A 24,347-nucleotide genomic window follows, 5' to 3' on the forward strand; every position below is an offset into this window, starting at 1 on the left:
TGTCAGACCGCCTCTCCCTGACGTTCCTGGCGGGCGGCCGCGAGGCGGACGGCGTCCAGGATCTTCTCGTAACCGGTGCAGCGGCAGAGGTTGCCGGAGAGCGCCTCGCGGATGTCCTCGTCGGTCGGCGACGGGTTGCTCTCCAGCATCTCGTCGGCCGCGACGAGCAGGCCCGGGGTGCAGAAGCCGCACTGCACGGCGCCCGCGTCGATGAACGCCTGCTGGATCGGGGAGAGCGGGGCGCCCTCGCCGGTCTGCGAGTCGGTGCCGCGGGCGGACCACTGCTTGGCGTCGTCCAGGCCCGTGCCGCAGGCGCCGGTGGCGCAGCCGCCCTCGGCACGCTGCCTGGCGTACTCGGCGAGGCCCTCGACGGTGACGACCTCGCGGCCCTCGACCTGGCCGGCGGCGACGAGGCAGGAGCAGACGGGGACGCCGTCGAGGCGGACGGTGCAGGAGCCGCACTCGCCCTGCTCACAGGCGTTCTTGGAGCCCGGCAGGCCGAGGCGCTCGCGCAGGACGTAGAGGAGGGACTCACCCTCCCAGACGTCGTCGGCCTGCTGCGGGCGTCCGTTGACGGTGAAGTTGACGCGCATGGGTTATGCAGCTCCTTCCAGCGTGCGGGCGCTGCCGCGGTACTGCTCCCAGGTCCAGCCGAGGGTGCGGCGGGCCATGATGCCGACGGCGTGGCGGCGGTACCTGGCGGTGCCGCGGACGTCGTCGATCGGGTTGCAGGCGGCGGAGGCCAGCTGCGCGAACTGCTGGGCGATCGACGGGGTGATGATCTTGCCGTTGTCCCAGAAGCCGCCCTCTTCGAGCGCGGCGTTCAGGAACTCCTCGGCCTCCCTCGCCCGGATCGGCGTGGGCGCGGCGGAGCCGATGCCCGTGCGCACCGTGCGGGTCTCCGGGTGGAGGGCGATGCCGAAGGCGCAGACCGCGATCACCATGGCGTTGCGGGTACCCACCTTGGAGTACTGCTGCGGGCCGTCGGCCTTCTTGATGTGGACGGTCTTGATGAGCTCGTCGGGCTCCAGGGCGTTGCGCTTGACGCCCGTGTAGAACTCGTCGATGGGGATGAACCGGCTGCCGCGCACCGACTCGACCTCCACCTCGGCGCCCGCGGCGAGCAGCGCCGGGTGGGCGTCCCCGGCGGGGGACGCGGTGCCGAGGTTGCCGCCGACGCCGCCGCGGTTGCGGATCTGCGGCGAGGCGACGGTGTGGGAGGCGAGGGCGAGGCCGGGCAGCTCGGCCCGCAGGTGCTCCATGATCCGGGTGTACGGGACGGAGGCCCCCAGCCGGACGTTCTCCTCGCCGACCTCCCACTCACGGAGCGGCTCGATGCGGTTCAGGTCCAGCAGGTACTCGGGCCGTCGGTGGTCGAAGTTGATCTCGACCATGACATCGGTGCCACCCGCGATGGGCACAGCCGTGGGGTGCTCCGCCTTGGCGGCGAGCGCCTCCTCCCAGCTGGCGGGGCGAAGGAAGTCCATGAGTGGCTCTCTTCATTCGTGACGACGTGGTCCGCGCTCTTTCCGGGTACCCCGCCGCCCGGGCCCGAGGGCCGGTGGTGCGTGGGCGCCGGGATCGGCGGGATCGGTGTGATCGGGGCTGTTCGCCGGGGCGCGGGGACGGCCGGCCCTCGATGAGGTGTTCATCTGCTGTTGACGCGTGGTGGCCCCAGTACACCCAGCGGTGCTCCACCCGGTGCAGTCACCGAAACCATGAAGGAGTTGGCTGGCGGCACCCCCGGTCTTGTAGATTCGAACGAAAGGCGGGGATCAGTAACCTCTTCGTTTCCCCCCGGAAACGGTGGCGAGGACCCACCCTCCACAACGAGACACCACGAGAAGGATCGGCGGCGACGACATGCGGCTGCGCGCACTGCTGGAGACCGAGGCGCTGGGCTTGCGGCTGCTCAGCGGCGAGGACGAGCTCGACCGCACCGTGCGCGGCGTGATGACCACGGACCTGAGGGACCCCAGCCGGTACCTCTCCGGCGGCGAGCTGGTCCTCACCGGCCTGGCCTGGCGTCGCGACGAGGCGGACTCGGAGCCGTTCGTCCGGCTCCTCGCCGGGGCGGGGGTCGCCGGTCTCGCGGCCGGCGAGGCGGAGCTCGGCGCCATCCCGGACGACCTCGTCCAGGCGTGTTTGCGCCACCGCCTCCCCCTGTTCGCAGTGAACGAATCGGTTGCTTTCGCAACCATCACCGAGCACGTCGTTCGACAGGTGTCCGGCGAGCGCGCGGGGGACCTGGCGGCGGTCGTCGATCGGCACAGGCGGCTGATGACCTCCGGCCCGGCCGGGGGCGGGCCCGAGGTGGTGCTCGACCTGCTCGGCACCGATCTGGACCTGCGCGCCTGGGTCCTCTCCCCCACCGGGCGGCGGATCGCCGGCGCCGGCACCCCGCTGCCCGCCGAGGTCGGCGCGGTACTGGCCGGGGAGCACCTGGCCGCGACCCGCACCGGCCGGCGCGGCCCGCACCGGGCGCAGGTGGGCGGGTCGACGTACTCGCTCTTCCCGATCCGCAACACCGGGCGGGGCGCCGCACCGGCGGCCAGGGACGTCCGCGAGACGGTCCTCTCGGACTGGTTGCTGGCCGTGGAGGCCGACGCCGGCGACTGGCCGGCCGCCCGGCTGGACCTGCTCCAGGGCGTCACGCAGCTCATCGCCGTGGAGCGCGACCGCAGGGACGCCGCGCGCACGGTCCGCCGTCGGCTGGCCCAGGAGGTCCTGGAGCTGGTGCAGACCGGCGCCGCCCCGGCGGAGATCGCCGCCCGGCTGCGGGTCGCCGCGCCCGTGCTGCTGCCGGGGCTCGGCGCCGCGCCGCACTGGCAGGTCGTCGTCGCCCGCGTCGAGTGGGGCGAGGACGGCGCGGTCGAGACCGGCCCGGTCGCCCAGTCGCTGCTGGAGGAGATCCTCGTCGACCCGGCGACGAGCGGACCGGACTCGGCCGACCGCATCGCGGTGGCCCACTCGGGTGACGAGGCCGTCGCGCTGGTGCCGCTGCCCGCCGTCGCCCCGGTGGCGCCGGGCGCGGCGGACCCCGACGCGGAGGCCGAGGACGGCGTGCGGGCGGATGCGGGTGCCGGTGCGGGAGGCGACGGCGGGGCGGCCTCGGGCGGTTCGGACACCGCGGCCACGGGCGGCCCGGCGGCCGGCCCGGCCGCGGGCGGTACGGCCGGCTCCGGGGCGGGCGGCGGCTCCCGCGCGGGCGGCTCCGGCGCGGGCCGCCCGGCCGCGGGCGGGGCCGGGCGCGGGCTGCACGCCGAGACGCTGCTGGCCGCCGTACGGACGCCGCTGTCGGCGGGCCTCGCCGACGACGGGCGGCTCACGCTGGGCGTCAGCGCCGCGGTGCACTCCGCGGAGGGACTGCGCGGCGCGCTGGAGGAGGCCCGGCACGCCCGCCGGGTCGCGGCGGCGCGTCCCGGACGGGTCTGCGCGGCCGGCCACCACGAGCTGGCCTCGCACGTCCTGCTGCTGCCGTTCGTCCCGGACGACGTGCGCCGGGCGTTCACGGCGCGTCTCCTGGACCCGCTGCGCGACTACGACCGGCGCCACCGGGCCGAGCTGATCCCGACGCTGGAGGCGTTCCTCGACTGCGACGGCTCCTGGACGCGCTGTGCGGCGCGGCTGCACCTGCACGTGAACACGCTGCGGTACCGCGTGGGCCGGATCGAGCAGCTGACGGGACGCGACCTGTCGCGCCTGGAGGACAAGCTGGACTTCTTCCTGGCGCTGCGGATGTCCTGAGCGCGGACGGCGGGGCGCCCCACCTGGAGAGCGGTCCACTCTTTCGAGGGAATCGCTGTCCGGGTGGGGGCGCACCGCCGCACCACCCCTCCCCGCCCCTCGGCCCCGCCGCGCCCCGGCGCCGCTCACCCCGGCGGGCGGTCCGCGCCACGTCGCGCCCGGCGGGTGATTGTGAATCAATTCACCTGACCCCTTGGCCGGGTGTGCGGTTCCGTGCTGTGATGCGTCCGTCCCAACAGCTCGATGGTGCGCTCGGGGAGGGCAACGTGGCGCATACCGCCATGTCTGGTTCCGGAACGACCGATGCCGACGATCCGCTCCAGACCGCGGTATGGCGGCTGCGCTCCCGCGGCTGCTGGGGGGACGCGGCGGCCCTGCTCACCCCCGCGGCCGACGACCCGACCGTGGCGGTCCAGCGGGCCTCCCTGCTGATCGAGCGGTGCCTCTACACCGAGGCCGGCTGGGCGGAGGCGGAGGACGCGCTGCGCGCCGCCGAGGCCGTCGCCCAGGACGACGAGGAGCGCGGCGCCGCCGCCTGCGAGCGCGGCTACCTCGCGTACGCCGCCACCCTGCACGGCGTACGGGACCGGGCCGACGAGGCGCGGGCGGCGCTCGGCCGCTCGGCGGCGCTGCTCGGGCCGTCCTCACCGCGGCGCGCGCTGCTGGACTTCCGGCGCGGGCTGCTCGCCCAGTACCTGGCGGACGCGCCGCAGGCCGCCCGCGCCGCCTACCGGCGCGCGCACGCCGCGGCGACCGCGCAGGGCGACACGCTGCTGCTGGCGTTCACCTGGCGGCACCTGGCCGGACTCGCGCTGCGGGAGGGCGAGTTGGCGGAGGCCCGGCACGGCTTCGCCGAGTCGCTGCGGCTGCGCGAGGAGCTGGGCTACCTGGTGGGTACGGCCCCGGCCCTGGCCGCCCTGGCCGACGCCGAACCGGAACCGGAGGCGAGTCGTCTACGGGCGGAGGCGCAGCGGCTGTTCCGGCTCCTGGGCGGCGTACCGACCTGGCTGGCGACCCAGTTCGCCCCGCACCCGGCGGCCTGACCACCCCACCGCCGCCCTCCCCCGGCCCGCCCGCCCCGGCCCCCGCCCTTCGCCCGTCCACCGTCGCCCCCCTGCTGCCCCTCTCCGCCCAGCCCCCGGCTCCGACCACCTCCACGGCCGCGGCCCCTCGCCCGGACTGGACACACGACCGCCGCCGCGGCGATCATCACGCGCGTATCGGCGGCGGCACCACGGGGGCGGGACATGGCGGAGGACGAACGGGCACGGGAGCGGGCGGAGCGGGCCGTGGCGGCCCTGCGGTCCCTGGCGGCGGCCCGGCCAGGGGAGGTCACCCTCCACGACGGCCTCCCGGACACCGGGCCGGACGACCGGCCGGTCCCCGTTCCCGAGGCGGTGCGGACCGTCCTGCGGGAGACCGCCGGGATGACGGTCGGCGGGGAGCCGTACCGCTTCGGCCCCGGCCCGGGCCCGGCGCGGTCGCGCGGCCTGTGGGAACTGGGCCGCTTCTCCGCCGGCGAGGGCACCCTCCACGTGGGCGTCGGCGCGGACGGCGCGGACCCCACCGACTGGGGCCCGGTCGTCTCCCTCCTCCGCCGGTCCGACGCGTACGAACTGGTCGTCGAGGCACCGACGTTCACCCACTGGCTGCTGGACGTGGCCGCCCTCCTCGCGGACGGCCCGGCCACGCTCGACGCCCGTCCGGGGCCGGCCGCCTCCGTCCCCGCCGTCCCGAGCGTGGCGGTCGCCGAGGGCGACGACGCGGAACTGGCCGCCCTCGCCGGGCGCGGGCACGCGCTCACCGACCTCGTGGACCTGCGCGCCCTGCCCCGGTACCCCTGCGCGGTGCGCTGGGAGCCGTACTACTCGCTCGGCGGCGCCACGGCCGACACGGGCGCGAGCGAGACCGTGCTGCGGCTCGTCGGAGGCGGCCGCGCGCTGCTGGTCCGCAGCGACGTCAGCGGTGACTTCCTGGACCGTCCCGTCACCCGCCACCGGGTCCCGGACGACGCGCCGCGACGGGCCGTCGCCGAACTGCGGGCGCTCGCCGCGGAACTGCCCGACCGCGTACGGCTGGAGCCCGGCTGTTCCGACCGCGCCATGGACGCCTGGCCCGTACCCGTCCCCGAGGACGTCCGGACCGTGCTGCGGGAGATCGGCGGTGTCCTCGTGGAGGGCGCGCCGCCGCTGCGGCTGCTGCCGGGCGTAGCGGAGCACCAGGTCGCCCCCGAGGCGCACCGCATGATGGGCGGCGACGGCACCTACTGGCCGGTGGCGCTCGCCCGGCAGGGACGCCACGAGGCGCTCGTCCAGGTGCGGTTGGACGCCGCGACGGGTGCGTGGGGGTACGTGGTGTCGATACCGGCCGGGCCGCGGGAGCTGCGCGAGGAGCCGGAGGCGACGGTGCTCGCCGAGTCCCTGCCGCACCTGCTGCTGACGGTGGCCCGGTACGCGCGCGAGGCGGCCGCCGGCGGCGACTTCGGGCGGGCGGTCCGGCAGGCCACCCGCTGCTTCTCCCCGAACACCGGCGAACCGTGGGCGCGCCCGGCGCCGGTGGACGAGTTCGCCGGGTCGGACGACCCGCTGCTGGCCGCGCTGGCGGAGCTGCCGGCGGGCACGCACGCGGCGGACCTGCGGGACGCGCCCTTCCCCGGCGACGTCTGCTTCCACCGGGCGGAGGAGTGGGACGACCGCCCCCTCGCCCGGCTGCTCTTCCCCGGCGCGGGCCGCGTGGCGGCGGCGATCCCGGCCGACTGACGGCCCCGGCCGGCGATTCCGGCGGCCCCGCGCGCCCCGTTCCCGCTCGGGGCGGGGCGGCGTTTCGGGGGGTCCGAGAGGGGCACACGGGGGGCGTCCCGGCCGCAGGAGTTCCGGAGGTGAGGGCGCCATGCCAGGGCGTGAGGAACTGCCGTCGACGCTGGAGCGGTCCCCGGAGGGCGCGCAGCGGACCTGGATCGCGGCGCACGACTCGGCCGTGGATCAGTACGGCGAGGGCGAGCGGGCCCACCGCGTCGCGTTCAGCGCGCTGAAGCACGCGTACGAGAAGGTGGGCGACCACTGGGAGGAGAAGGAGAAGGGCCGCAAGGGCCCCTCCGATCCGCGCGCCGAGGCCCCGCGCGACCGGCCGGCCCGCAGCGGCGAGGGCGTGGACGAGAACGCCTCGAAGCGGCACCTGTACGAACTGGCCCGGCGCATGGACGTCGAGGGCCGGTCGCGGATGTCGAAGGCGGAGCTGGCCCAGGCGCTGCGCAAGGAGAACCGGACCCGCACGCGGCAGGCGCGCGAGCACTGACCGGGCCGGGCCGGGCCCGCCGACGGGCCGGCGTCGGCCGCGCGCGGGCCGGGGAGCGTGGGGTGCGCGGGCCGGGAGCGGTCGGGCGGGCTGCGCGGAGGCCGGGAACGGGGTCGGGTCGGGTCGGGAGCTGTCCGGTACGCAGGCGCAGGCGCAGGTCCAGGCCGGGAATGGTCCAGTGCGCGGGCGGGGAGCGGTCGGGCGGGCGCTGCCGGGGCCCGAACGGCCGCGCTCGGGACGAGAGCGGTCCAGCGCGGGCCGGGAGCGTCGGGTGCGGGCCGGGGCGGCTGGAGTCGTGGGTGGGGCGTGCCGGTCGGGGCGGGGCCGCGCGGGGTGGTGGGTCAGGTGGGGTGCAGGCGGACCGTGGTGGTGTCGGTGGCGATCGTCAGGGAGCCGTCCGGGCAGACGGCCACCGCGTGCACGGCCGGCCCCGGGCGGAAGGGGCGGACGCGGCGCGTGCGCGGGTCGCGCAGCTCCACCAGGCCGTCCGCCCAGGCGACCGCGAGGGTGCGCGGCCCGGCGTGCAGGGCCACCACCGGGTGGGGACGCCGGGCCACCGGGACGCCGTCCCCGGCGCCGGGCCGCCAGGCGAGGACCGTGCCGTCGTCGCCCCCGCTGTAGACGCGGGGCCCGGCCGCCGCCAGGGCGGTGACCCGCCCCGCGTGCAGGGACGCCTGGTGGAGGCCGCCCAGGGTGAAGGCGTGGACGGAGCCCATGCGGTCCCCCGTGAGGACCGCGTCGCCCGCGGCGGCGAGCGCCGTCGCCGGGTGCGTCGCGAGGGTGGCGGCCACCGCCTCGACCAGGCGCGGCACGGCCGAACCGGTGGTACGGAGGCGGCCCCGCTCGTCGAGCGTCAGCACGGTGCCGTCGTCGAGGCACGCCACAGCCCTGCACCGGGGGTCGTCGGCTTCGACCAGGCGGCCCGCCCACACCGTCAGCGCCCCGGTCCCGGTGTCCCGGGACTCCGTCACCGACCAGGGCGCGTCCGCGGCCAGGGCGGCCAGGGCGGGGCGGAGCCGCGGGTCGGCGTCGTCGGGCAGCGCGGCCAGGAGGGTGAGCGCCCGGGTGGCGGGCGTCTGGCCGTCCCGGACGAGGGCCTGGCCGGCACGGAGCCAGGCCGCGCGCAGCCCGCCGTGGGCCGCGGACTCGGTCTCGTACGCCCGGGTGACCCGTACGGGGTCGGCGGCGCAGACCGCGGCCGGATCGGCGAGGCGCGGCTGCTCGTCGGGCGCACCCCCCGATACCGGGCCCGCCACGGTCACCTCGACGCGGCCGACGGCGCGCAGGTCGGCCGCCAGTTCCGGCAGGCCGGGCACGTCCGCGGGCAGCGCGACGCGGTCGGGGCGGCGGCGCGGTCCGGCGAGGAGCGCGGTGAGGAGTTCCCCGGGCGTCCCCGCGACCACGCCGAGGGCGTTGGCGACGGTCCATACCGTGGCGCGCACCGTTTCGCCGCCCTCAGTTCCCGGAGCCCGTGAAGTGCTCCCTGACCAGGGACTCGACCACCGTCAGGTCCCCGGCGGCGAGCGCGTCCAGCAGGGCACCGTGCTCGGCCGCGTCCGCGACGAGATCGGCGCGGCGGGTGGCGGGCGGGCTGACGAGCGGCCACTGCGAGCGCCGGTGCAGGTCGTCGGCGACCGCGACGAGCTGTTCGTTGCCGGCGAGACCGAGCAGCGCGCGGTGGAAGGCGCGGTCGGCCTCCGCGTACGTGGCGAGGTCGCCGTGGGCCGCGGCGGCCGCCGTCGCCTCGGCGAGGGGGCGCAGCTGCGCCCAGCCCTCGGCGGGCAGCGTGCGGGCGAGCCGCAGCATGACCGGTACCTCGATCAGGGCGCGGACCTCGGCGAGCTCGCGCAGTTCGCGCGGGGTTCGCTCGACGACGCGGAAGCCCCGGTTGGGGACGACCTCCACGGCGCCTTCGACGGCGAGTTGCTGCATCGCCTCGCGGACGGGCGTGGCGGAGACGCCGAGGCGCAGGCCGAGCGCGGGCGCCGAGTAGACCACGCCGGGGGCGAGTTCGCCCCCGACGAGCGCGGCGCGCAGCGCGTCGAGGACCTGGCCGCGCACGGAGTGGCGCTGGACGAGGCGGGACGCACCGGGGGCGGGGCCTCCGGCCGTGGTCCCGGCCGGCGCGGGCCGGTCGTGGGGATGGGCGTCCTGCGGGCGCGCGTCGCCCGGATGCGCGTCCTGCGGCTGCGCGTCCCGCGGATCGGCGTCCTGCGGGTGCGCGTCGTGCGGATCGGCGTCCTGCGGGTGCGCGTCTTGCGGGTGCGTTCCGTGGGTGTGCTCCCCGCGGGCCTGCTCCGGAACGCGGCCGGTGGTGCGCGGCCACCGCTCGGGGTGCTCCGCGGCCCCCCGGGCCCTGCCCTGCTCCACTCGGGTCCTCCTGTCCGCCGCGCGTGTGTGGCCCCGCTCGCGGTGCGGGGGCCCGCTGTGCACGATAGGCGCACGGGGCGGCGGGGCACACATCGATCAGATCGGGTAAGGTAAGGCTAACCTGCAAACGATCGCGATTCGGTGGTCCTGCATGTCCCTCCCCACACTGCTGCCTTCCGTCCCCGCGTCACCGGTCGCGGAGTCGTACACCCGCCTCGCCGAGGTCTTCCCCGGGCTGCGCGTGCGCGAACTGGGCGAGGACGAGGCGACGCCGCGCGGCGAGGGATGGGTCGGCGCGGACGAGTTGGCCTCCGGCGGCCCCGCCCTCGACGCCTTCCTCTCCTGGGACGCCGCGCAGGTGCTGCGCGACTACGGCACGCAGGCGCGCCCGGACGTCGTCGCGAGCTTCGGTCTGCACCGGTACGCCTGGCCCGCCTGTCTGCTGGTGACGGTCCCGTGGTTCCTGCACCGCCGGGTGCCGCGCGTGCCCGTCGGCGACGTGGCGTTCCAGCGGGCCATGGGCCGGATGGCCGTGCGGGTGCGGGAGTTCGCGTGCCTGCCGGACGACCCGGCGGCGGGCCTCCCGGGTGCCCGCGTCGTGGCCGACGAGGAGGCGCTGCGCGCCGAGGTGCGGGCGGCGGTGGCCGAGCACATCGGCCCGGTGCTCGACGGCTTCGGACCGCGGATGCGGCGCCGCGGACGGGCCCTGTGGGGCATGGCGACGGACGAGGTCGTCGAGGGCCTGTGGTACGTCGCCGGGCTGCTCGGGGAGGAACCGCGCGCCATGGCCGAGCTGGAGCTGCTGCTGCCGGGCACGGCCAAGCCGTACGTGGGTCCGGCCGGCTTCCGCGAGCTGTCCGCTCCCGACGGCCGGGCGCTGCCCACCCGCGACCGGGCGAGCTGCTGCCTCTTCTACACGCTGCGCCCCGAGGACACCTGCGTCACGTGCCCGCGCACCTGCGACGCCGACCGGGTGCGCCGCCTGACCGCCGCCACCGCCTGACGCGCGCCCAGCCGGCCTCCGTCCGACGGCCCCCCTGGCACGCTCCGCCCGCCGCCACCGCCTGACCCGTACCTCCTGCCGCCCCCTCCCCAGGCGCTCCGGCACCCTCCGCCGGACGCCCCGCGCCCCACGCCCCGCCCGGGCCCGCGCCCCACCGACACGCCCGCGCCCACGCCCCGCGCCGCACCACCACGCCCCCGCCCCCGCCCCGTACCGGCCGGGGGCCGGCCCCCGTGCCCGGGTCCCGGGTCACTCCGGCGGGCGCGGCAGTTCGTCCCCCCACGGCGGGTCCGCACCGGGCACCGCGCAGGTGCGGGCGGCGACGAGCGCCGCGTACGCGCAGCAGGCGGCGGTCTCGTCGAGCGTCAGTCCGTCCAGTCGGCCGCCGAGCCGGCCGAGCCCCGCCAGCGCGTGCAGCAGTCCGGCCGTGAACGCGTCGCCGGCGCCGACGGTGTCCACGACGTCGGCGGGCGGTGCCGGGACGGTGAGGCGCTCTCCGTCGAGCGAGACCAGGGCGCCGCGCGGCCCGCGCGTGACCACCACCAGCCGGGCCCCGGCGGCGTGCCAGGTGTCGCAGGCGTCCTCGGGCGCCACGCCCGGCAGGAGGGCGCCGAGGTCGTCCTCGCTGAGGCGCAGGATGTCGGCGAGCGCGCACCAGTGGTCCATCCGCTCGCGGTAGACGGCCGGTTCCACCAGCAGCGGACGGACGTTGGGGTCGACGCAGACCGTGGCGTACCGCCGGGCCACCGCCAGGAACTCCTCGACGCGGCGTCCGCCCGGTGCCCGGACCAGGGCGAGGGAGCCGGTGTGCACGCAGACCGTCCCGGCCGGCTCCACGGCGGCGAGCTCGGCGGCGGTCCACTGCCAGTCGGCGGCACCCTCGGCGAAGAAGGAGTACGTCGCCCGGCCGTGGACGTCCAGGTCCGCGACGGCCAGGGTGCTCGGTTCGGGGGCGGTCACGCACTGCGTCAGGTCGACGCCCGAGGCCGCGAGGCGCTCGCGGAAGAGGGTGCCGAAGACGTCGCCCGAGAGCCTGCCCACGAAGCGGGCCGGCGTGCCGAGGCGGGCGAGGGCGACCGCCGTGTTGGCGGGCCCGCCGCCCGGCAGCACCCGCAGGGAGAGCCCTCCGGGGCCGGCGGCAGGGCCGGGGTCGGTGAAGGCGTCGGCGACGCACTCGCCGAGCACGGTGATGGGCTGACTGGTCATGATCTCCACCCTCGACGGCCGGACCGGCCACTGCGGGTACCAGCATCACACCGGTCGCCCGGATGCGTTCCGCGGGGGTGACGCGTTCCACGCCACTCGCCCGGGTGGAGTAGCCCGAACACAACCCGGTGAGCCAGAACGAGAGTTCGACCGGATTGCCCTCATTCGACCCCCCAGGGGCCCCGATGGCGTTCTCTTGTCCCGAAACCTCGTGACGCGCCCCGCGGGTCGGCCAAGATGGCGCACCGACACGCACCACTGCGATGCGAGGGACACCGCATGAGACTGACCGACATATCGCTGGACTGGCTGCTCCCGGGCGGTGTGATGCTCGCGGGCACCGTGGCGGCGGTGGCGGTGCTCGCGCGCGGCAGGCGCACCGCCGGCGGCAAGGCCGCGGCCGACGACTCCTGGGAGCGCAGCGAGGAGCGCCGCCGGCGCAAGGAGGCCGTCTACGGCATCGCCTCCTACCTCCTGCTCTTCTGCTGCGCGGCCGTCGCCGCCGCGCTCTCCTTCCACGGCCTCGTCGGCTTCGGCCGGCAAAACCTCAACCTCTCGGGCGGCTGGGAGTACCTGGTCCCGTTCGGCCTCGACGGCGCGGCCATGTTCTGCTCGGTCCTGGCCGTGCGGGAGGCCAGCCACGGTGACGCCGCGCTCGGCTCACGGCTGCTGGTGTGGCTCTTCGCCGGGGCGGCCGCGTGGTTCAACTGGGTGCACGCCCCGCGCGGGCTCGGCCACGACGGCGCCCCGCAGTTCTTCGCGGGGATGTCGCTGTCGGCGGCGGTGCTGTTCGACCGGGCGCTCAAGCAGACCCGCCGGGCGGCCCTGCGCGAGCAGGGCCTGGTGCCCCGTCCGCTGCCGCAGATCCGGATCGTCCGCTGGCTGCGGGCGCCCCGGGAGACGTTCGCCGCCTGGTCGCTGATGCTCCTGGAGGGCGTCCGCACCCTGGACGAAGCGGTCGAGGAGGTCCGCGAGGACCGGCGGGAGAAGCACGAGAACCGCCGGCGCCGGCGCGAGCAGCAGAGGCTGGACCGGGCGCGGCTGCGCGCCTTCAACCGTCAGCACCGCGCCTGGGGGCTGGGCCGCGGCGGCCGCCAGGTCGACGTACCGGCCCTGAACCCCGCGCAGGGTTCCGCGCCGGCCGCCGTCGGGGCGTCCGTCGCGGAGCCCGCCATAGCCGAGCCGGGACAGCTGCCACCGCGCTCCCGGCCCTCCCTCCAGGCGGTGAAAGGAGCTGAGCCGCGCACCGTCGACCTGACGGCGGAGGACGACACCCAGGCGATCCCCCGGCTCGACTCGCTGGAACAGAAACTGAAGAGCCTGGAGCAGCAGTTCGGCTGAGGCGTCCGCCTCGCTCGGTCCGCGACGGACTCCATCCGCCGCCGGGGGCCCGTCCGCGTCCACGGACGGCCCCCCGGCGCGCCGCGGCTCACGCGGGCGGTTTCACGTCCGTCAGCTCGAACCACACCACCTTGCCGACGCCCTGCGCCCGTACGCCCCACGCGTCGGCGAGCGCCTGCACCAGCAGCAGCCCCCTGCCGTTCGTGCCGTCGTCGGAGGCCGGGACGTACGGGTCGGGCAGGTCGGGGACGAAGTCCCGCACCTCCACGCGCAGCGCCGTCCGGCCGAGCGTCGCCGTGACGACCGCCCCGTGCCCGGTGTGGATCAGCGCGTTCGTCACCAGCTCGCTCGTGAGGAGCTCCGCCGTGTGCGCCGGCTCCGGGGCGATCCGGTGGCGCAGCAGCTCCCGCAGCCCACGCCGTACGCCGGCCACCGCCGTGAGGTCGCCGACGCCGACGTGCCGCCTCAGCTGTGTCCCCCCGGGTACGCGGTCACGCCCGTCCACCATGGGTCCGACCCCTGCCTGAAGCCCACTCATATCCCCCACCCGCACACGTTGTCGGCCCTTCTCCTCGAACAGGCTCACGGGATCCATGCCCCCCTGCTCCGACAGTCACGCGTGCGAAGCCCGGACGGACAGGCGCACGGAGGGGAGCAGTGAGGCACGGCGGGGCGTCAAGGTCGCGGGAGGTTCCGCACGTTGGATCGGGCCATCTGGAGCATCCGGCCCACACCTCCGTCGAGCACGATCTTGCTGGCGGACAGGGCGAAGCCGGTCACCATGTCGGCGCGGATCTTCGGCGGGATCGACAGGGCGTTGGGGTCCGTCACCACGTCGACCAGCGCGGGACCCTTGTGCCGGAACGCGTCCTTGAGGGCGCCCGCGAGCTGTTTCGGCTTCTCCACGCGCACCCCGTACGCGCCGGCGGCCCGGGCGACCGCGGCGAAGTCCGGGTTGTGGTTGGTCGTGCCGTGCGACGGCATCCCGGCCACCAGCATCTCCAGCTCCACCATGCCGAGCGAGGAGTTGTCGAAGAGGACCACCTTCACCGGCAGGTCGTACTGGACCAGGGTGAGGAAGTCGCCCATCAGCATGGAGAAGCCGCCGTCGCCGGACATGGCCACGACCTGGCGGGCGCGGTCGGTGAACTGCGCGCCGATGGCCTGCGGCAGGGCGTTGGCCATGGAACCGTGACTGAAGGAGCCGATGATCCGGCGGCGCCCGTTGGGCGTGAGGTAGCGGGCCGCCCAGACGTTGCACATGCCGGTGTCGACGGTGAAGACCGCGTCGTCGTCGGCGAGGTCGTCCAGGACGGACGCCACGTACTCGGGGTGGATGGGGGTGTGCTTCTCCACCTTGCGGGTGTACGCGCGGACGACGCCCTCCAGCGCGTCGGCGTGCTTCTTCAGCATCTTGTCGAGGAAACGCCGGTCCGTGCGGGGGCGCACCCGGGGCACGAGGCAGCGCAGGGTCTCACGGACGTCGCCCCACACGCCGAGGTCGAGGCGGGAGCGGCGGCCGAGCCGCTCGGGCCGCACGTCGACCTGGACGATCCGTACGTCGTCGGGGAGGAAGGCGTTGTACGGGAAGTCGGTGCCCAGCAGGATGAGCAGGTCGCACTCGTGGGTGGCCTCGTAGGCGGCGCCGTAGCCGAGCAGTCCGCTCATGCCGACGTCGAACGGGTTGTCGTACTGGATCCACTCCTTGCCGCGCAGGGCGTGGCCCACGGGGGCCTTGACGCGCTCGGCGAACCGCATGACCTCCGCGTGGGCACCCGCCGTGCCGCTGCCGCAGAAGAGGGTGATCCGGTCGGCGGCGTCGACCATGCGGACCAGCGCGTCGATCTCGGCGTCGCCGGGGCGCACACTGGGGCGCGCGGTGACGAGGTCGTGCACCGCCGCCTCCTCCGGGGCGGGACGGGCGGCGACGTCGCCGGGGAGGGTCACCACGCTGACGCCGCCGCGGCCGACGGCGTGCTGGATCGCGGTCCGCAGCAGCCGGGGCGTCTGCTGCGGGTTGGAGATCATCTCGCAGTAGTGGCTGCACCGCTGGAACAGCTGGTCGGGGTGGGTCTCCTGGAAGTACTCCAGGCCGATCTCGCTCGACGGGATGTGCGAGGCGAGGGCGAGGACGGGGGCCATGGAGCGGTGCGCGTCGTACAGGCCGTTGATGAGGTGGAGGTTGCCGGGGCCGCAGGAGCCGGCGCAGGCGGCGAGGGAGCCGGTCACCTGCGCCTCGGCGCCGGCCGCGAAGGCGGCGCTCTCCTCGTGCCGCACCTGGATCCACTCGATGCCGCGGGTGCGCCGCACGGCGTCCACGACGGGGTTGAGGCTGTCGCCGACGACTCCGTAGATCCGCTGGACCCCGGCGCGCACCAGGGTGTCGACGTAGTGCTCCGCCACGTTCTGTCTGCCCATGGCACCATCCACGCACGGTCGGCGCGCTCACGCCTCCCAGACGGCCACCGCCGTACGGTCATCGGCGTACCCCTCCACCCCCAGCCGGGTGTCGGCGAGGAAGGCCGCGAGGCCCGGCGGCCGCTCGCGGGGGCCCCAGCGGGCGGCCAGCTCGGCGGCGAACGCCGTTTCGCGGCGCAGCGGCTCGGCGAGCCCGGTGGTCGCGAGCAGCAGGGTGTCGCCCGGGCGCGCGACGGAGGCGCGGAAGCGGAACGGCACGGCGGGCGGCGCGGGCGCGCCGGGACGGGGATCCTCCCGGCCGGGGGCGGGGAGAGGGCCCTCGACGACGTCCGGGGCGCCGGGGTGCGGCGTCACGCCGAGCCGCAGGGTCAGCCGGTCGCCCGGCGCACCGGACCCGCCGCCTGCGGCGGGGGGCGGGGAGCCGAAGCCGGCCACGGGCTCGCCGCCGACGGCCGCCGGCTCGCGCAGCGGCGGCTCCAGGTCCTGCCAGGCGCCGTCGCGCAGCCGGAACAGACCGCCGGCGCCGACGCCGAAGAAGACCCGCGTACGGCAGGCGGGGTCGGCGGTCAGCAGCAGGCAGCGCAGGTCGGCGGTGTACGCCTCCGGCTCGACGCCGAGGTCGGCGGCGCGGGCGCGGAGTCTGCCGCAGGCGCGGTCGGTGAGGCGGTGCAACCCCGACTTGAGGTCGTCGCGGCGCCCGGCGCCGATGTCCCGGGCGAGCCGGGCGTGGCTGCGGCCGACGGCCTCGCCGATCCAGCGGCAGGCGTCCCCGGCGGCCGGATGGGAGCCTTCGCCGGCCCGGGTGCCGGTGGCGACGGCGAGCAGCAGGAGCGTGTCGTCGCCGGTGCCGAAGCGGGCGGTCAGCAGCGCGTCGCGCCGCGGTTCGCCGCGGTGGCGCGCCGCGTCCCCGCGGCTGGAGACCGCGCGGAGGATGCTCGTGCCGTACCGGGCCCCGTCCAGCACGGTGTCGTGGACCAGCTCGTCCAGCCCGTGCCCGCGGGCCTGGGGCAGCGAGGTGGGCTCGGGGTCGTGGCCGGGCGGTCCGCCACCGAGGTGGGCGGGGACGAGGGAGGCACGGGGCGCGACGGGAACGCCGTCGCGCGGCTGCGACACGTGCGAAGCGGCGGGGCCTTGGCCGGGCGGAACGGCCGGCACGGGCGGGGCGGCGGGTGCGGGCGGGGCGGCGGGTGCGGGGGGCGCAGGGGGTGCGGGGGGCGCAGGGGCGGCCGAACCCCGACCGCGCGGCGCGGCAGGCGCGGATGGGGCGGCGGGCGCAGATGGGGCGGTGGGCGCGGATGGGGCGGTGGGAGCAGGTGTCGCGGGGCCCTGAATGCGCGGGACGGCGGGGACGGTAGGGGCGGTGGGAGCAGGAGGGGCGGTGGCGGTGGCGTCCTGCCGGGGCGGCGCGGCGGGAGTGAGGGGCGCAGCGGCCGAACCCTGACCGCGCGGCGCGGCGTCCTGGCTGGGCGGGGCGGCGGGCGCGGGCGGCACAGGGGCTGCGGGGCCCTGCTGAGGCGGCGCGGCAGGCACGGGCGGGGCGGCGGGTGCGGGTGGGGTGGGGGCGGCGGGGCCCTGGCCGGGCGGCCCGGCGGACGCGCGGTGTGGATCCTCGTGGGCGGGGCCCGCGTCGTGCGGGGCGTCCGCCGGAAGCTCGGCGGGTGGGTCGGCGGGTGGGCGGTCCGGCGGGGTAGGGGCGGGGCGCCGGGTGCCCTCCGGAGGCTCGGCGGCAGGGGCGGGCGCGGGGCGGTCCGGCGTCGTGCGGGGGGCCGAACCGGGGTTCGGTGGGGTACGGGGGGCGGGCCCGGGTTCCGGTGGGGGTGCCTGTTCCACCGCCGGGGCGGCCGGGGGCCGGAGCGGCGGGCGGCCGGCGGAGGCGCGCGGGCCCGGGGAGGGCTCGGGAACCCGCGGGCCGGGGGCGGCCGGCGCAGACGCGGGGAGCGGCGGCTCCGCCGGGCCCGACGCCTGCGGGGTGCCGGACCCGGGCGCCGGGCCCGCCCCCGGCGCGGGACCCGACCCGGGCCGTGGGGCGAGCGCGTCGGAGGCGGAGTGGTACCGGTCGTCGAGGCTGTCGCCCGACACCGCGGGGCCCGCGTCCGGGGCCGCAGCCGGATCCTGGGCCGGGTCGTCGTACAGCCGGTCCCACCAGTCGTCGTCCGCGGCGGGCCTCTCCCCCTGTGGGTTCATGTCCCTCATTGTCCACAGCGGGGCCCGCCCGAAAACGGTGCTTCGCCAAAAAAGGGGCAGGCGCGAAGGGGCCCGCCGGGGCGCCCTCCCTCCCCAATGCGGGAGGGCCCCCGGCGGGCCCGCGTGGCCGGCGCTCGTCGCGCGCAGAGTCGTGCGGCACGACGCCGTACGCGCGGACCACGGTCCTGCGGACGCCCGCGGTGGCGCCACCCTGTCAGAGTGACGGGTGGTGCGGGGATGATGGGTGCGGCGGGTTTGCGCCGTGGCCGTTTTCCGCCACGGATGAGCGGAGGGGTGGGTTCGGGTGCTGGGGGCGATAGGTCTCGACGAGCGTCAGGAGTCCGCGTACCGGGAGTTGGTCGCGCTGGGCGCGGCCGAGGTACGGGACCTGGCGCACCGGCTGGCGCTGCCCGAGCCGGAGACCGAGCGGACGCTGCGGCGGCTGGAGGCGCAGGGGCTGGCCGCGCAGTCCTCGTACCGCACCGGCCGGTGGGTCGCGGCGCCGCCCGCGGTGGCGCTGGGCGCCCTGCTGACGCAGCAGCGGCACGAGCTGGAGCGGGCGGAGCTGGCGGCCGCGCTGCTGGCGGAGGAGTACCGCGCGGAGGCCGCGGAACCGGCCGTGCACGACCTGGTCGAGGTGGTGACGGGCGCGAGCGCGGTCGCGCACCGCTTCCTCCAGCTCCAGCTGGGTGCGGCGCAGGAGGTGTGCGCGCTGGTCACGGGCCGCCCGGTGGTGGTGACGGGCGCGGAGAACGACGCCGAGGAGCGCGCGGCGGACCGGGGCGTCGCCTACCGGGTGGTGGTGGAGCGGGAGGTCCTCGAGCGGCCCGACGGAGTGGCGGAGCTGACGTCGGCGCTGGGCCGCGGCGAGCGCGTGCGGGTGGTGGACCGGGTGCCGACGAAGCTGGTGGTCGCCGACCGGTCGCTGGCGATGGTGCCGCTGACGGGCCGGGGCGCGGAGCCGGCGGCGCTGGTGGTGCACGCCAGCGGGCTGTTGGAGTCGCTGATGGGGCTGTTCGAGGCGGTGTGGCGGGACGCGGTGCCGCTGCGGCTCGGCGCGGGGCGGGACGCGCCGGTGCCGGCGTCGACGCCGGGCCCCGACGCGACGGACCTGGAGGTGCTGTCGCTGCTGCTGGCGGGCATGACGGACGCGAGCGTGGCGAAGCAACTGGACCTGGGGCTGCGGACGGTGCAGCGGCGGGTCAAGGGGCTGATGGAGCTGGCGGGCGTGACGACCCGGCTCCAGCTGGGCTGGCACGCCTACGAACGCGGGTGGGTCACGCGCTGACCTGCACGGGCCGGATCCGTCCGGCAGGCTGGACAGATGGGTGTGTGGCAACAGCTGCTGGTCGCTCTGGTGCTGCTGCTCGGCCTGGTGGGGGTGATGGCGCCGGGCGTCGCCGGGTCGTGGCTGGTGTGGGCCGGGGTGGCGTGGTGGTCGCTGCAGGTGGCGACGGCCGCCGCGTGGTTGCTGTTCGCCGGTTCGACGGTGTTGATGCTGGTCACGCACGTCGTGGTGGGGTGGTTGCCGCCCCGGCGGCTGCGGGGCGTCGGGGTCACCCGGCGCATGGTCGTCTACGCGGGCGTGGGGGCGCTGCTGGGGTTCGTGCTGGTCCCGGTGGTGGGCGGGGTGCCGGGGTACGTCGGCGGGGTCTACCTGGCCGCGCGGCGGCGGCACGGCGGGCACCGGAGGGCGGTCGCGGCGACGCGACTGGCCATGCGGGCGATCGGCACGAGCGTGCTGGTGGAGCTGTACGCGTCCCTGCTGGTCGTCGCGGCCTGGCTGGGCGTACTGGTCGGCACCTGACGGCCCCGGGCCCACGGCTGCCGAGCGCCACGCACCGGACCGGCGGCCCACGGTGCCGATCGGCAGCCGGCGGACCCGGCCACGGTGCTGACCGGCCGCCCCGGTGGACCCGGCCCGCGCCCGACCGTGGCCCCGCCCGACCGTGGCCCCGCCCGACCATGGCCCGCGCCCGACCATGGCCCGCGCCCGACCGTGGCCTGACCCGGGCAGGGCCCGACCCGTGTGGGGCCGGGCGCCACCCGGGTGCGGTGCGGTCGGACGGGGCCCTGCCAGGGCCCCGGGCCGGAAGCCGCCGGACGGGGTCGGCGCCCCCGTCCACCGGACGGGGTGCCGACCGTGCCCGGCGGGCGTCCCGTCAGAAGGGGTGGCCGACGCGCTTGGTCTGGAGGGCGGCGCGCCCCTCGGCGCCCTTGCGCTTCCAGTCGCGCCGCAGCTCCGCCCGGACCCGGGCGTCGGTCTTGGCGACGATGTACTGGTTCTCCCGGAGGAGCTTGCGGTAGCTCTCCAGGCGCCGTTCGGGCAGCGTGCCGTCCTCGACGGCGGCGAGGACCGCGCAGCCGGGCTCCGCGCCGTGGGCGCAGTCGAGGAACCGGCAGGACGCCGCCAGTTCCTCGATCTCCGAGAAGACCTGCCCGACACCCGTACCGGCGTCCCACAGCCCGACGCCCCGCAGGCCCGGGGTGTCGATGAGCACCCCGCCGCCCGGGAGGGCCAGCAGGTTGCGCGTGGTGGTGGTGTGGCGGCCCTTGCCGTCGACGTCCCGGATCGCCTGCACGGCCATGGCGTCCGTGCCGAGCAGGGTGTTGGCGAGGGTCGACTTGCCGGTGCCGGAGACGCCCAGCAGCACGCTCGTCCCGCCCGCCACGTACGCGCGGAGCGCGTCGACGCCCTCGCCCGTGGCGGCGCTGACGGGCAGGACCGGGACGCCGGGGGCGCTGGTCTCCACGTCCTGGACGAGGTGGGCGAGCCCGGCGGCGTCGGGGACGAGGTCGGCCTTGGTGAGGACGACGAGCGGCTGGGCCCCGGACTCCCAGGCGAGCGCGAGGAACCGCTCGATCCGGCCGAGGTCGAGCTCGGCGGCGAGGGAGACCGCGACGACCGCGTGGTCGACGTTGGCGGCCAGGATCTGCCCGTCGGACCGCTTGGAGGAGGTGGACCGCACGAAGGCGGTCCGGCGCGGCAGGTAGGCCCGTACGTAGCGGGGGTTGCCGCCCGCCGGGTCGACGGCGGCCCAGTCGCCGGTGCAGATGACGCGGAGGGGGTCGTGCGGCGTCACGAAGGCCGTGTCGGCCCGCACGACGCCCTCCGCGGTGACGACGTCGCACTGGCCGCGGTCGACGCGGACGACCCGGCCGGGCAGCAGGCCGCGGTCGGCGTGCGGCGCGAACTCCGCCTCCCAGCCGGTGTCCCAGCCGTAGGAGGAGAGCGAGGTGGACGGGGTGGTGGTGGACGAGGAAGACAAGGGGTGCCCTTCGCGAGGGTGGCCCCGGCGGCCACGCGCCCGTTCGGCGCGTGCGGAAAGAAGGTCGGTCAGCCGGAGACCACGGGAGCGGGAGTGTCGATGCTCTGGATCCGGGTCAGGCCCGGTGCGGGGACAGTCATCAATGTCCTCACCTCCCTCTCGTCCGTACGTCGTCGGACACGCTAGCCGCAGGGGGCCGGGCGCCGCCAACGCTTTTTCCGGGCACTTCCCCGGCCCCCGGCACCGGCCCCCGGCCCAACGGCCGCCCACCCACGGTCCGGCGCCCGGTGCCGGCGCGTCGCACGCCGCGTACGGAGGCCGACGTACCCCGAGACACTCCTTCCGCCGTATCCGGATGCGGCGTTCGGCGGCGCCCCGTCCATTCGTTCATACGCCCGACGCATGACGCGATCGGCGGACGCGGGCGCGCGGAACGGGCGGACGCGCGGGGGGTGCGTGATCGGCGCACCGCAGCCGACCTGCGGAGTCACACCCTTCGTTTGAGGGGGATCCGTGCCGGGGCCGGGCATTGCTCATGACAACCATTGTCATGTGATGGCATGCTCGTCCTGCGCCCGCCGTCCGGCCACACTCGGCCCAGCACAGCAGTCACCTGCTCAGTCCCTTCGAACAGTCCACTCGAGCAGTCCCTTCGAGCAGACCTCCAGACCCTTCGAGAGGACCAGGACCAGACCCGCATGAGCGAACCGCTGTATCTCGCACCACGCCTGGAGTCGCGGCCGGCGGCGCTGCTGGACTCCCCCACCTTCCTCCATCCCCTGGTGGCCGCCCTGGGCTCGCCCCTCAACCTGCTCCTGCCGGACCAGATCGCCGACAACGTCCGCGCCTTCCGCGAGGTGTACGCCCGCCACCGGCTCACCGGGCGGATCTGCTACGCGCACAAGGCCAACCGGTCGAGCGCCCTGGTACGGCGACTGGCCGCGACCGGCCCCGGCACCGGGATCGACGTCGCCTCGCTCGGCGAGCTCCAGCACGCCCTCGCCGGCGGCCTCACCCCCGACCGGATCGTCGCGACCGGCCCCAAGGACCCCGACTTCCTGTGGCTCGCGGCCCGCACCGGCGTCACCGTCGCGGTCGACTCGCCCGGCGAGCTGACCGCGCTCGCCGCGCTGGTGGAGCGCTTCCGGCTGCCCCGCGTACCGGTCCTGCCGAGGCTCTCCGAGTTCGCCTCCACGGGGACCCGCGTCCTCACCCGGCGCAGCCGCTTCGGCACCCCGGCCACCGAGGCCGACGCCCTGCTCGACCTGGTCGAGAAGCACCGCGACGCCGTGGAGTTCACGGGCGTCTCCTACCACCTCGACACCATGGCCCCGACCGAGAAGGCCGCCGCCCTCGACGGTTGCCTGCGGGTGCTGGACGAGAGCCGCCGGCGCGGGCTGCGCCCCCGCGCCGTCGACATCGGCGGCGGGTTCGGCACCGACTACCTGGCGGACGGCGCCCAGTGGGAGCGGTACACCACCGAACTGACCCGCGCCCTCCTCGGCCGGCGCGCCCCCCTCACCTGGGAGGGCCACGGCTACGGGCTGCGCGGCGAGAACGGCACCCTGCGCGGCGCCCTCGGCGTCTACCCCGGCCACCGGCCGGTCGCGGGCCCCCGTTACCTCGACGAACTGCTCGCGCAGACCGCCCCGTCCCTGGGCCGGCCGCTGGCCACCCTGCTCCTGGAGAACCTCTACGACCTGCACACCGAACCCGGCCGCGCCCTCACCGACCAGTGCGGGATCACCCTCGCCCGGGTCCTGGAGGTGCGGGTCACGGCGGCCGGCGAACGGCTCGTACGGCTCGCCGCGAACGCCCGCGACATCGGCCTTGAGGACCACGGGCTGCTCGTCGACCCCGTCCTCGTACCGGCCGGCGCGGCGGCCCGGGACCCCGGCGGGGACTCCCCCGTGGGCGTGTACCTGCTGGGCAACCTGTGCCTGGAGTCGGACCTGATCAGCCGCCGCCTGGTGTTCCTGCCGCGGGAGCCGCGCGCCGGCGACCTGCTCGCGTTCGCCAACACCGCCGGCTACTTCATGGACTTCACCGCCGACCACGCCCTGCACCAGCCCGTCGCCCGCAAGGTCGCCGTGTACCGCGACGGCGACGCCGGCCCGTGGCACTGGTGCCTCGACGAAGAGTACTGGCCCCACCTCACCGCGGGGGACGACGAATGAGGTACGACCGCATCACCGACGCCATCGGGGACACACCGCTCGTCCGCATCGACCCCGAGGTCCACGGACTGCGCCACATCGACCTGTACGCCAAGCTGGAGATGCTCAACCCGTTCGGCTCGGTCAAGGACCGGGCCGCGTGGCGGATGGCGCAGCCCCACCTGGAGGAGGCCCGGCACCGGGGGCGGACCGTGGTGGAGCTGTCCAGCGGCAACACCGCCAAGGCGCTCGCCGTGATCGCCGGCATGCACGGGCTGCCGTTCCGCAGCGTCACCAACCGGATGAAGGTCCCCGAGATCAAGGACCTGCTCCTCCTCCTCGGCGCCGAGATCGAGGAACTGCCCGGGCAGGCCGAGTGCCTCGACCCGACGGCGACCGAGGACCCGCTGACCCGCATCCACCGCATGCTCACCGAGGACGACGACGCGTACCTGCACACCGACCAGTACTACAACCCGGCCAACGCCGAGGCGCACTCCGGCGGCACCGGCCCCGAGATCATCAAGGACCTGGGGGGCGTCGCCCCCGACTTCTTCGTCGCCTGCGTGGGCACCGCCGGGTCGTCCACCGGCACCGCCCGCGCCCTGCGCGCCCACGACCCGGCCGTCTCCGTCATCGGCCTCGTCGCGCAGAAGGGCGACTTCGTGCCCGGCATCCGCAACATCGACGAGGTGCACGAGGTCGGCCTGTTCGACCCCCGGACGTACGACGCGCTGGAGGCGGTCAGCGCCGACGAGGCCATCGACGGCATGCTCACCCTGGTGCGCCGCTGCGGCATCCTCGGCGGCCCGACCGGCGGGGCCGCCTACCACGGCGCCCTGCGGTACCTGCGGGAGCGGGACGCCGAGCAGGCCGGGGGCGGCGACGGCCGGCGACGGACGGCCGTCTTCATCGTCTGCGACCGCGTCGAGAGCTACATGAGCTACGTGCGCACGCGCCGCCCCGAGCTGCTGCGGCGTCCGCCGCGCCCCAACTCCCCCGCATCGGTGACCCCGCGGGAGCTGGCGGAGGTGCACGTCATCGGCGTCGAGGAGGCGCGGGCGTGGATCGCGACCGAGCGGCCCGTCGTCGTCGACCTGCGCGGGGCGTTCGCGTTCGCCGCGCTCCACATCGAGGGGTCGATCAACATCGTCGACGAGCTGTTCGAGGAACTGCTCCACGGCGGGCTGCCGTTCGGGCGGTCACAGCCGGTGCTGCTGGTCTGCCCGGTCGGGGAGCAGTCCGTGACGTACGCGGCGCTGCTCGCCCGCATGGGCCACCGGGACGTGCGCAGCCTGGCGGGCGGCGTCATCGCCTGGCGGGACGCGGACGCGCCGATGGTGCGGGACTGAGGGGGGC

At 76.4% G+C, this 24,347-nt stretch carries 19 protein-coding genes; 10 read left to right on the forward strand and 9 right to left on the reverse strand.

Going from position 1 to position 24,347, the window contains the following annotated elements; genetic code table 11:
- Window positions 1-2: 2 nt before the first annotated feature.
- Both ACF053_RS04910 and ACF053_RS04915 read right to left on the reverse strand, forming a co-directional pair.
- Window positions 3-593 carry a (2Fe-2S)-binding protein gene (locus tag ACF053_RS04910; RefSeq protein WP_391952505.1) on the reverse strand — a complete coding sequence of 197 codons (591 nt, stop codon included), beginning with the start codon at window positions 591-593 and terminating at the stop codon, window positions 3-5.
- Window positions 594-596: 3 nt separating this feature from the next.
- Window positions 597-1,487 (reverse strand): FAD binding domain-containing protein, encoded by an 891-nt coding sequence (locus tag ACF053_RS04915; RefSeq protein ID WP_391952506.1) that lies wholly within the window; start codon window positions 1,485-1,487, stop codon window positions 597-599.
- 376 nt (window positions 1,488-1,863) lie between these two features.
- Between ACF053_RS04915 and ACF053_RS04920 the strand changes: the two genes are divergently transcribed.
- The 4 genes from ACF053_RS04920 (at window position 1,864) to ACF053_RS04935 (ending at window position 7,041) form a co-directional block, all read left to right on the forward strand.
- Complete coding sequence (locus ACF053_RS04920) at window positions 1,864-3,747, forward strand: PucR family transcriptional regulator (RefSeq protein WP_391952507.1); 1,884 nt, start codon at window positions 1,864-1,866, stop codon at window positions 3,745-3,747.
- A 281-nt stretch (window positions 3,748-4,028) separates the two neighbouring features.
- Window positions 4,029-4,790, forward strand: a complete 762-nt coding sequence (locus ACF053_RS04925; protein WP_391952508.1) for a hypothetical protein — start codon at window positions 4,029-4,031, stop codon at window positions 4,788-4,790.
- 204 nt (window positions 4,791-4,994) lie between these two features.
- On the forward strand, window positions 4,995-6,506 hold the full coding sequence (locus tag ACF053_RS04930; protein ID WP_391952509.1) for a hypothetical protein: 1,512 nt from the start codon (window positions 4,995-4,997) through the stop codon (window positions 6,504-6,506).
- 130 nt (window positions 6,507-6,636) lie between these two features.
- Window positions 6,637-7,041: a ChaB family protein gene (locus tag ACF053_RS04935; protein WP_391952510.1), complete on the forward strand. Its 405-nt coding sequence runs from the start codon at window positions 6,637-6,639 to the stop codon at window positions 7,039-7,041.
- A gap of 341 nt (window positions 7,042-7,382) precedes the next feature.
- Here ACF053_RS04935 and ACF053_RS04940 read toward each other — a convergent pair whose 3' ends face one another.
- Window positions 7,383-8,483 (reverse strand): hypothetical protein, encoded by a 1,101-nt coding sequence (locus tag ACF053_RS04940; protein ID WP_391952511.1) that lies wholly within the window; start codon window positions 8,481-8,483, stop codon window positions 7,383-7,385.
- A gap of 13 nt (window positions 8,484-8,496) precedes the next feature.
- Window positions 8,497-9,411 carry a GntR family transcriptional regulator gene (locus ACF053_RS04945; RefSeq protein WP_391952512.1) on the reverse strand — a complete coding sequence of 305 codons (915 nt, stop codon included), beginning with the start codon at window positions 9,409-9,411 and terminating at the stop codon, window positions 8,497-8,499.
- A 151-nt stretch (window positions 9,412-9,562) separates the two neighbouring features.
- Between ACF053_RS04945 and ACF053_RS04950 the strand changes: the two genes are divergently transcribed.
- Entirely contained in the window at window positions 9,563-10,414 is an 852-nt protein-coding gene (locus tag ACF053_RS04950; RefSeq protein WP_391952513.1) for a (2Fe-2S)-binding protein, read from the forward strand.
- A 249-nt stretch (window positions 10,415-10,663) separates the two neighbouring features.
- Here the strand turns inward: ACF053_RS04950 and ACF053_RS04955 are convergent, their stop codons facing one another.
- Window positions 10,664-11,620, reverse strand: coding sequence for a carbohydrate kinase family protein (locus ACF053_RS04955; protein WP_391952514.1), 957 nt, complete (start codon window positions 11,618-11,620; stop codon window positions 10,664-10,666).
- A gap of 279 nt (window positions 11,621-11,899) precedes the next feature.
- On the opposite strand from ACF053_RS04955, the gene ACF053_RS04960 reads away from it, so the two are divergent.
- Window positions 11,900-12,961 (forward strand): DUF2637 domain-containing protein, encoded by a 1,062-nt coding sequence (locus ACF053_RS04960; protein WP_391952515.1) that lies wholly within the window; start codon window positions 11,900-11,902, stop codon window positions 12,959-12,961.
- A gap of 88 nt (window positions 12,962-13,049) precedes the next feature.
- Here the strand turns inward: ACF053_RS04960 and ACF053_RS04965 are convergent, their stop codons facing one another.
- The 3 genes from ACF053_RS04965 to ACF053_RS30220 all read right to left on the reverse strand — a co-directional run bounded on the left by ACF053_RS04965 (window position 13,050) and on the right by ACF053_RS30220 (window position 17,563).
- Complete coding sequence (locus tag ACF053_RS04965) at window positions 13,050-13,469, reverse strand: ATP-binding protein (RefSeq protein WP_391952516.1); 420 nt, start codon at window positions 13,467-13,469, stop codon at window positions 13,050-13,052.
- A 167-nt stretch (window positions 13,470-13,636) separates the two neighbouring features.
- Window positions 13,637-15,379, reverse strand: coding sequence for a pyruvate dehydrogenase (locus tag ACF053_RS04970; RefSeq protein WP_391952517.1), 1,743 nt, complete (start codon window positions 15,377-15,379; stop codon window positions 13,637-13,639).
- Window positions 15,380-15,406: 27 nt separating this feature from the next.
- Complete coding sequence (locus ACF053_RS30220; protein ID WP_449336525.1) at window positions 15,407-17,563, reverse strand: protein phosphatase 2C domain-containing protein; 2,157 nt, start codon at window positions 17,561-17,563, stop codon at window positions 15,407-15,409.
- A gap of 304 nt (window positions 17,564-17,867) precedes the next feature.
- Between ACF053_RS30220 and ACF053_RS04980 the strand changes: the two genes are divergently transcribed.
- Complete coding sequence (locus tag ACF053_RS04980; RefSeq protein WP_391952519.1) at window positions 17,868-18,851, forward strand: helix-turn-helix domain-containing protein; 984 nt, start codon at window positions 17,868-17,870, stop codon at window positions 18,849-18,851.
- Window positions 18,852-18,887: 36 nt separating this feature from the next.
- Window positions 18,888-19,370, forward strand: coding sequence for a DUF456 domain-containing protein (locus ACF053_RS04985; RefSeq protein ID WP_391952520.1), 483 nt, complete (start codon window positions 18,888-18,890; stop codon window positions 19,368-19,370).
- 355 nt (window positions 19,371-19,725) lie between these two features.
- Here the strand turns inward: ACF053_RS04985 and rsgA are convergent, their stop codons facing one another.
- Window positions 19,726-20,832 (reverse strand): ribosome small subunit-dependent GTPase A, encoded by a 1,107-nt coding sequence (gene rsgA / locus ACF053_RS04990; protein WP_391952521.1) that lies wholly within the window; start codon window positions 20,830-20,832, stop codon window positions 19,726-19,728.
- Between the two features lie 698 nt (window positions 20,833-21,530).
- On the opposite strand from rsgA, the gene ACF053_RS04995 reads away from it, so the two are divergent.
- Window positions 21,531-23,009, forward strand: coding sequence for a Y4yA family PLP-dependent enzyme (locus ACF053_RS04995; protein ID WP_391952522.1), 1,479 nt, complete (start codon window positions 21,531-21,533; stop codon window positions 23,007-23,009).
- Window positions 23,006-24,340 (forward strand): pyridoxal-phosphate dependent enzyme, encoded by a 1,335-nt coding sequence (locus tag ACF053_RS05000; protein ID WP_391952523.1) that lies wholly within the window; start codon window positions 23,006-23,008, stop codon window positions 24,338-24,340. The genes ACF053_RS04995 and ACF053_RS05000 overlap by 4 nt, the downstream gene beginning before the upstream one ends.
- The last annotated feature ends 7 nt before the right edge of the window (window positions 24,341-24,347 follow it).

The sequence above is a fragment of the Streptomyces kanasensis genome, assembly GCF_043077165.1.
GTDB classification, from domain to species: domain Bacteria; phylum Actinomycetota; class Actinomycetes; order Streptomycetales; family Streptomycetaceae; genus Streptomyces; species Streptomyces changanensis.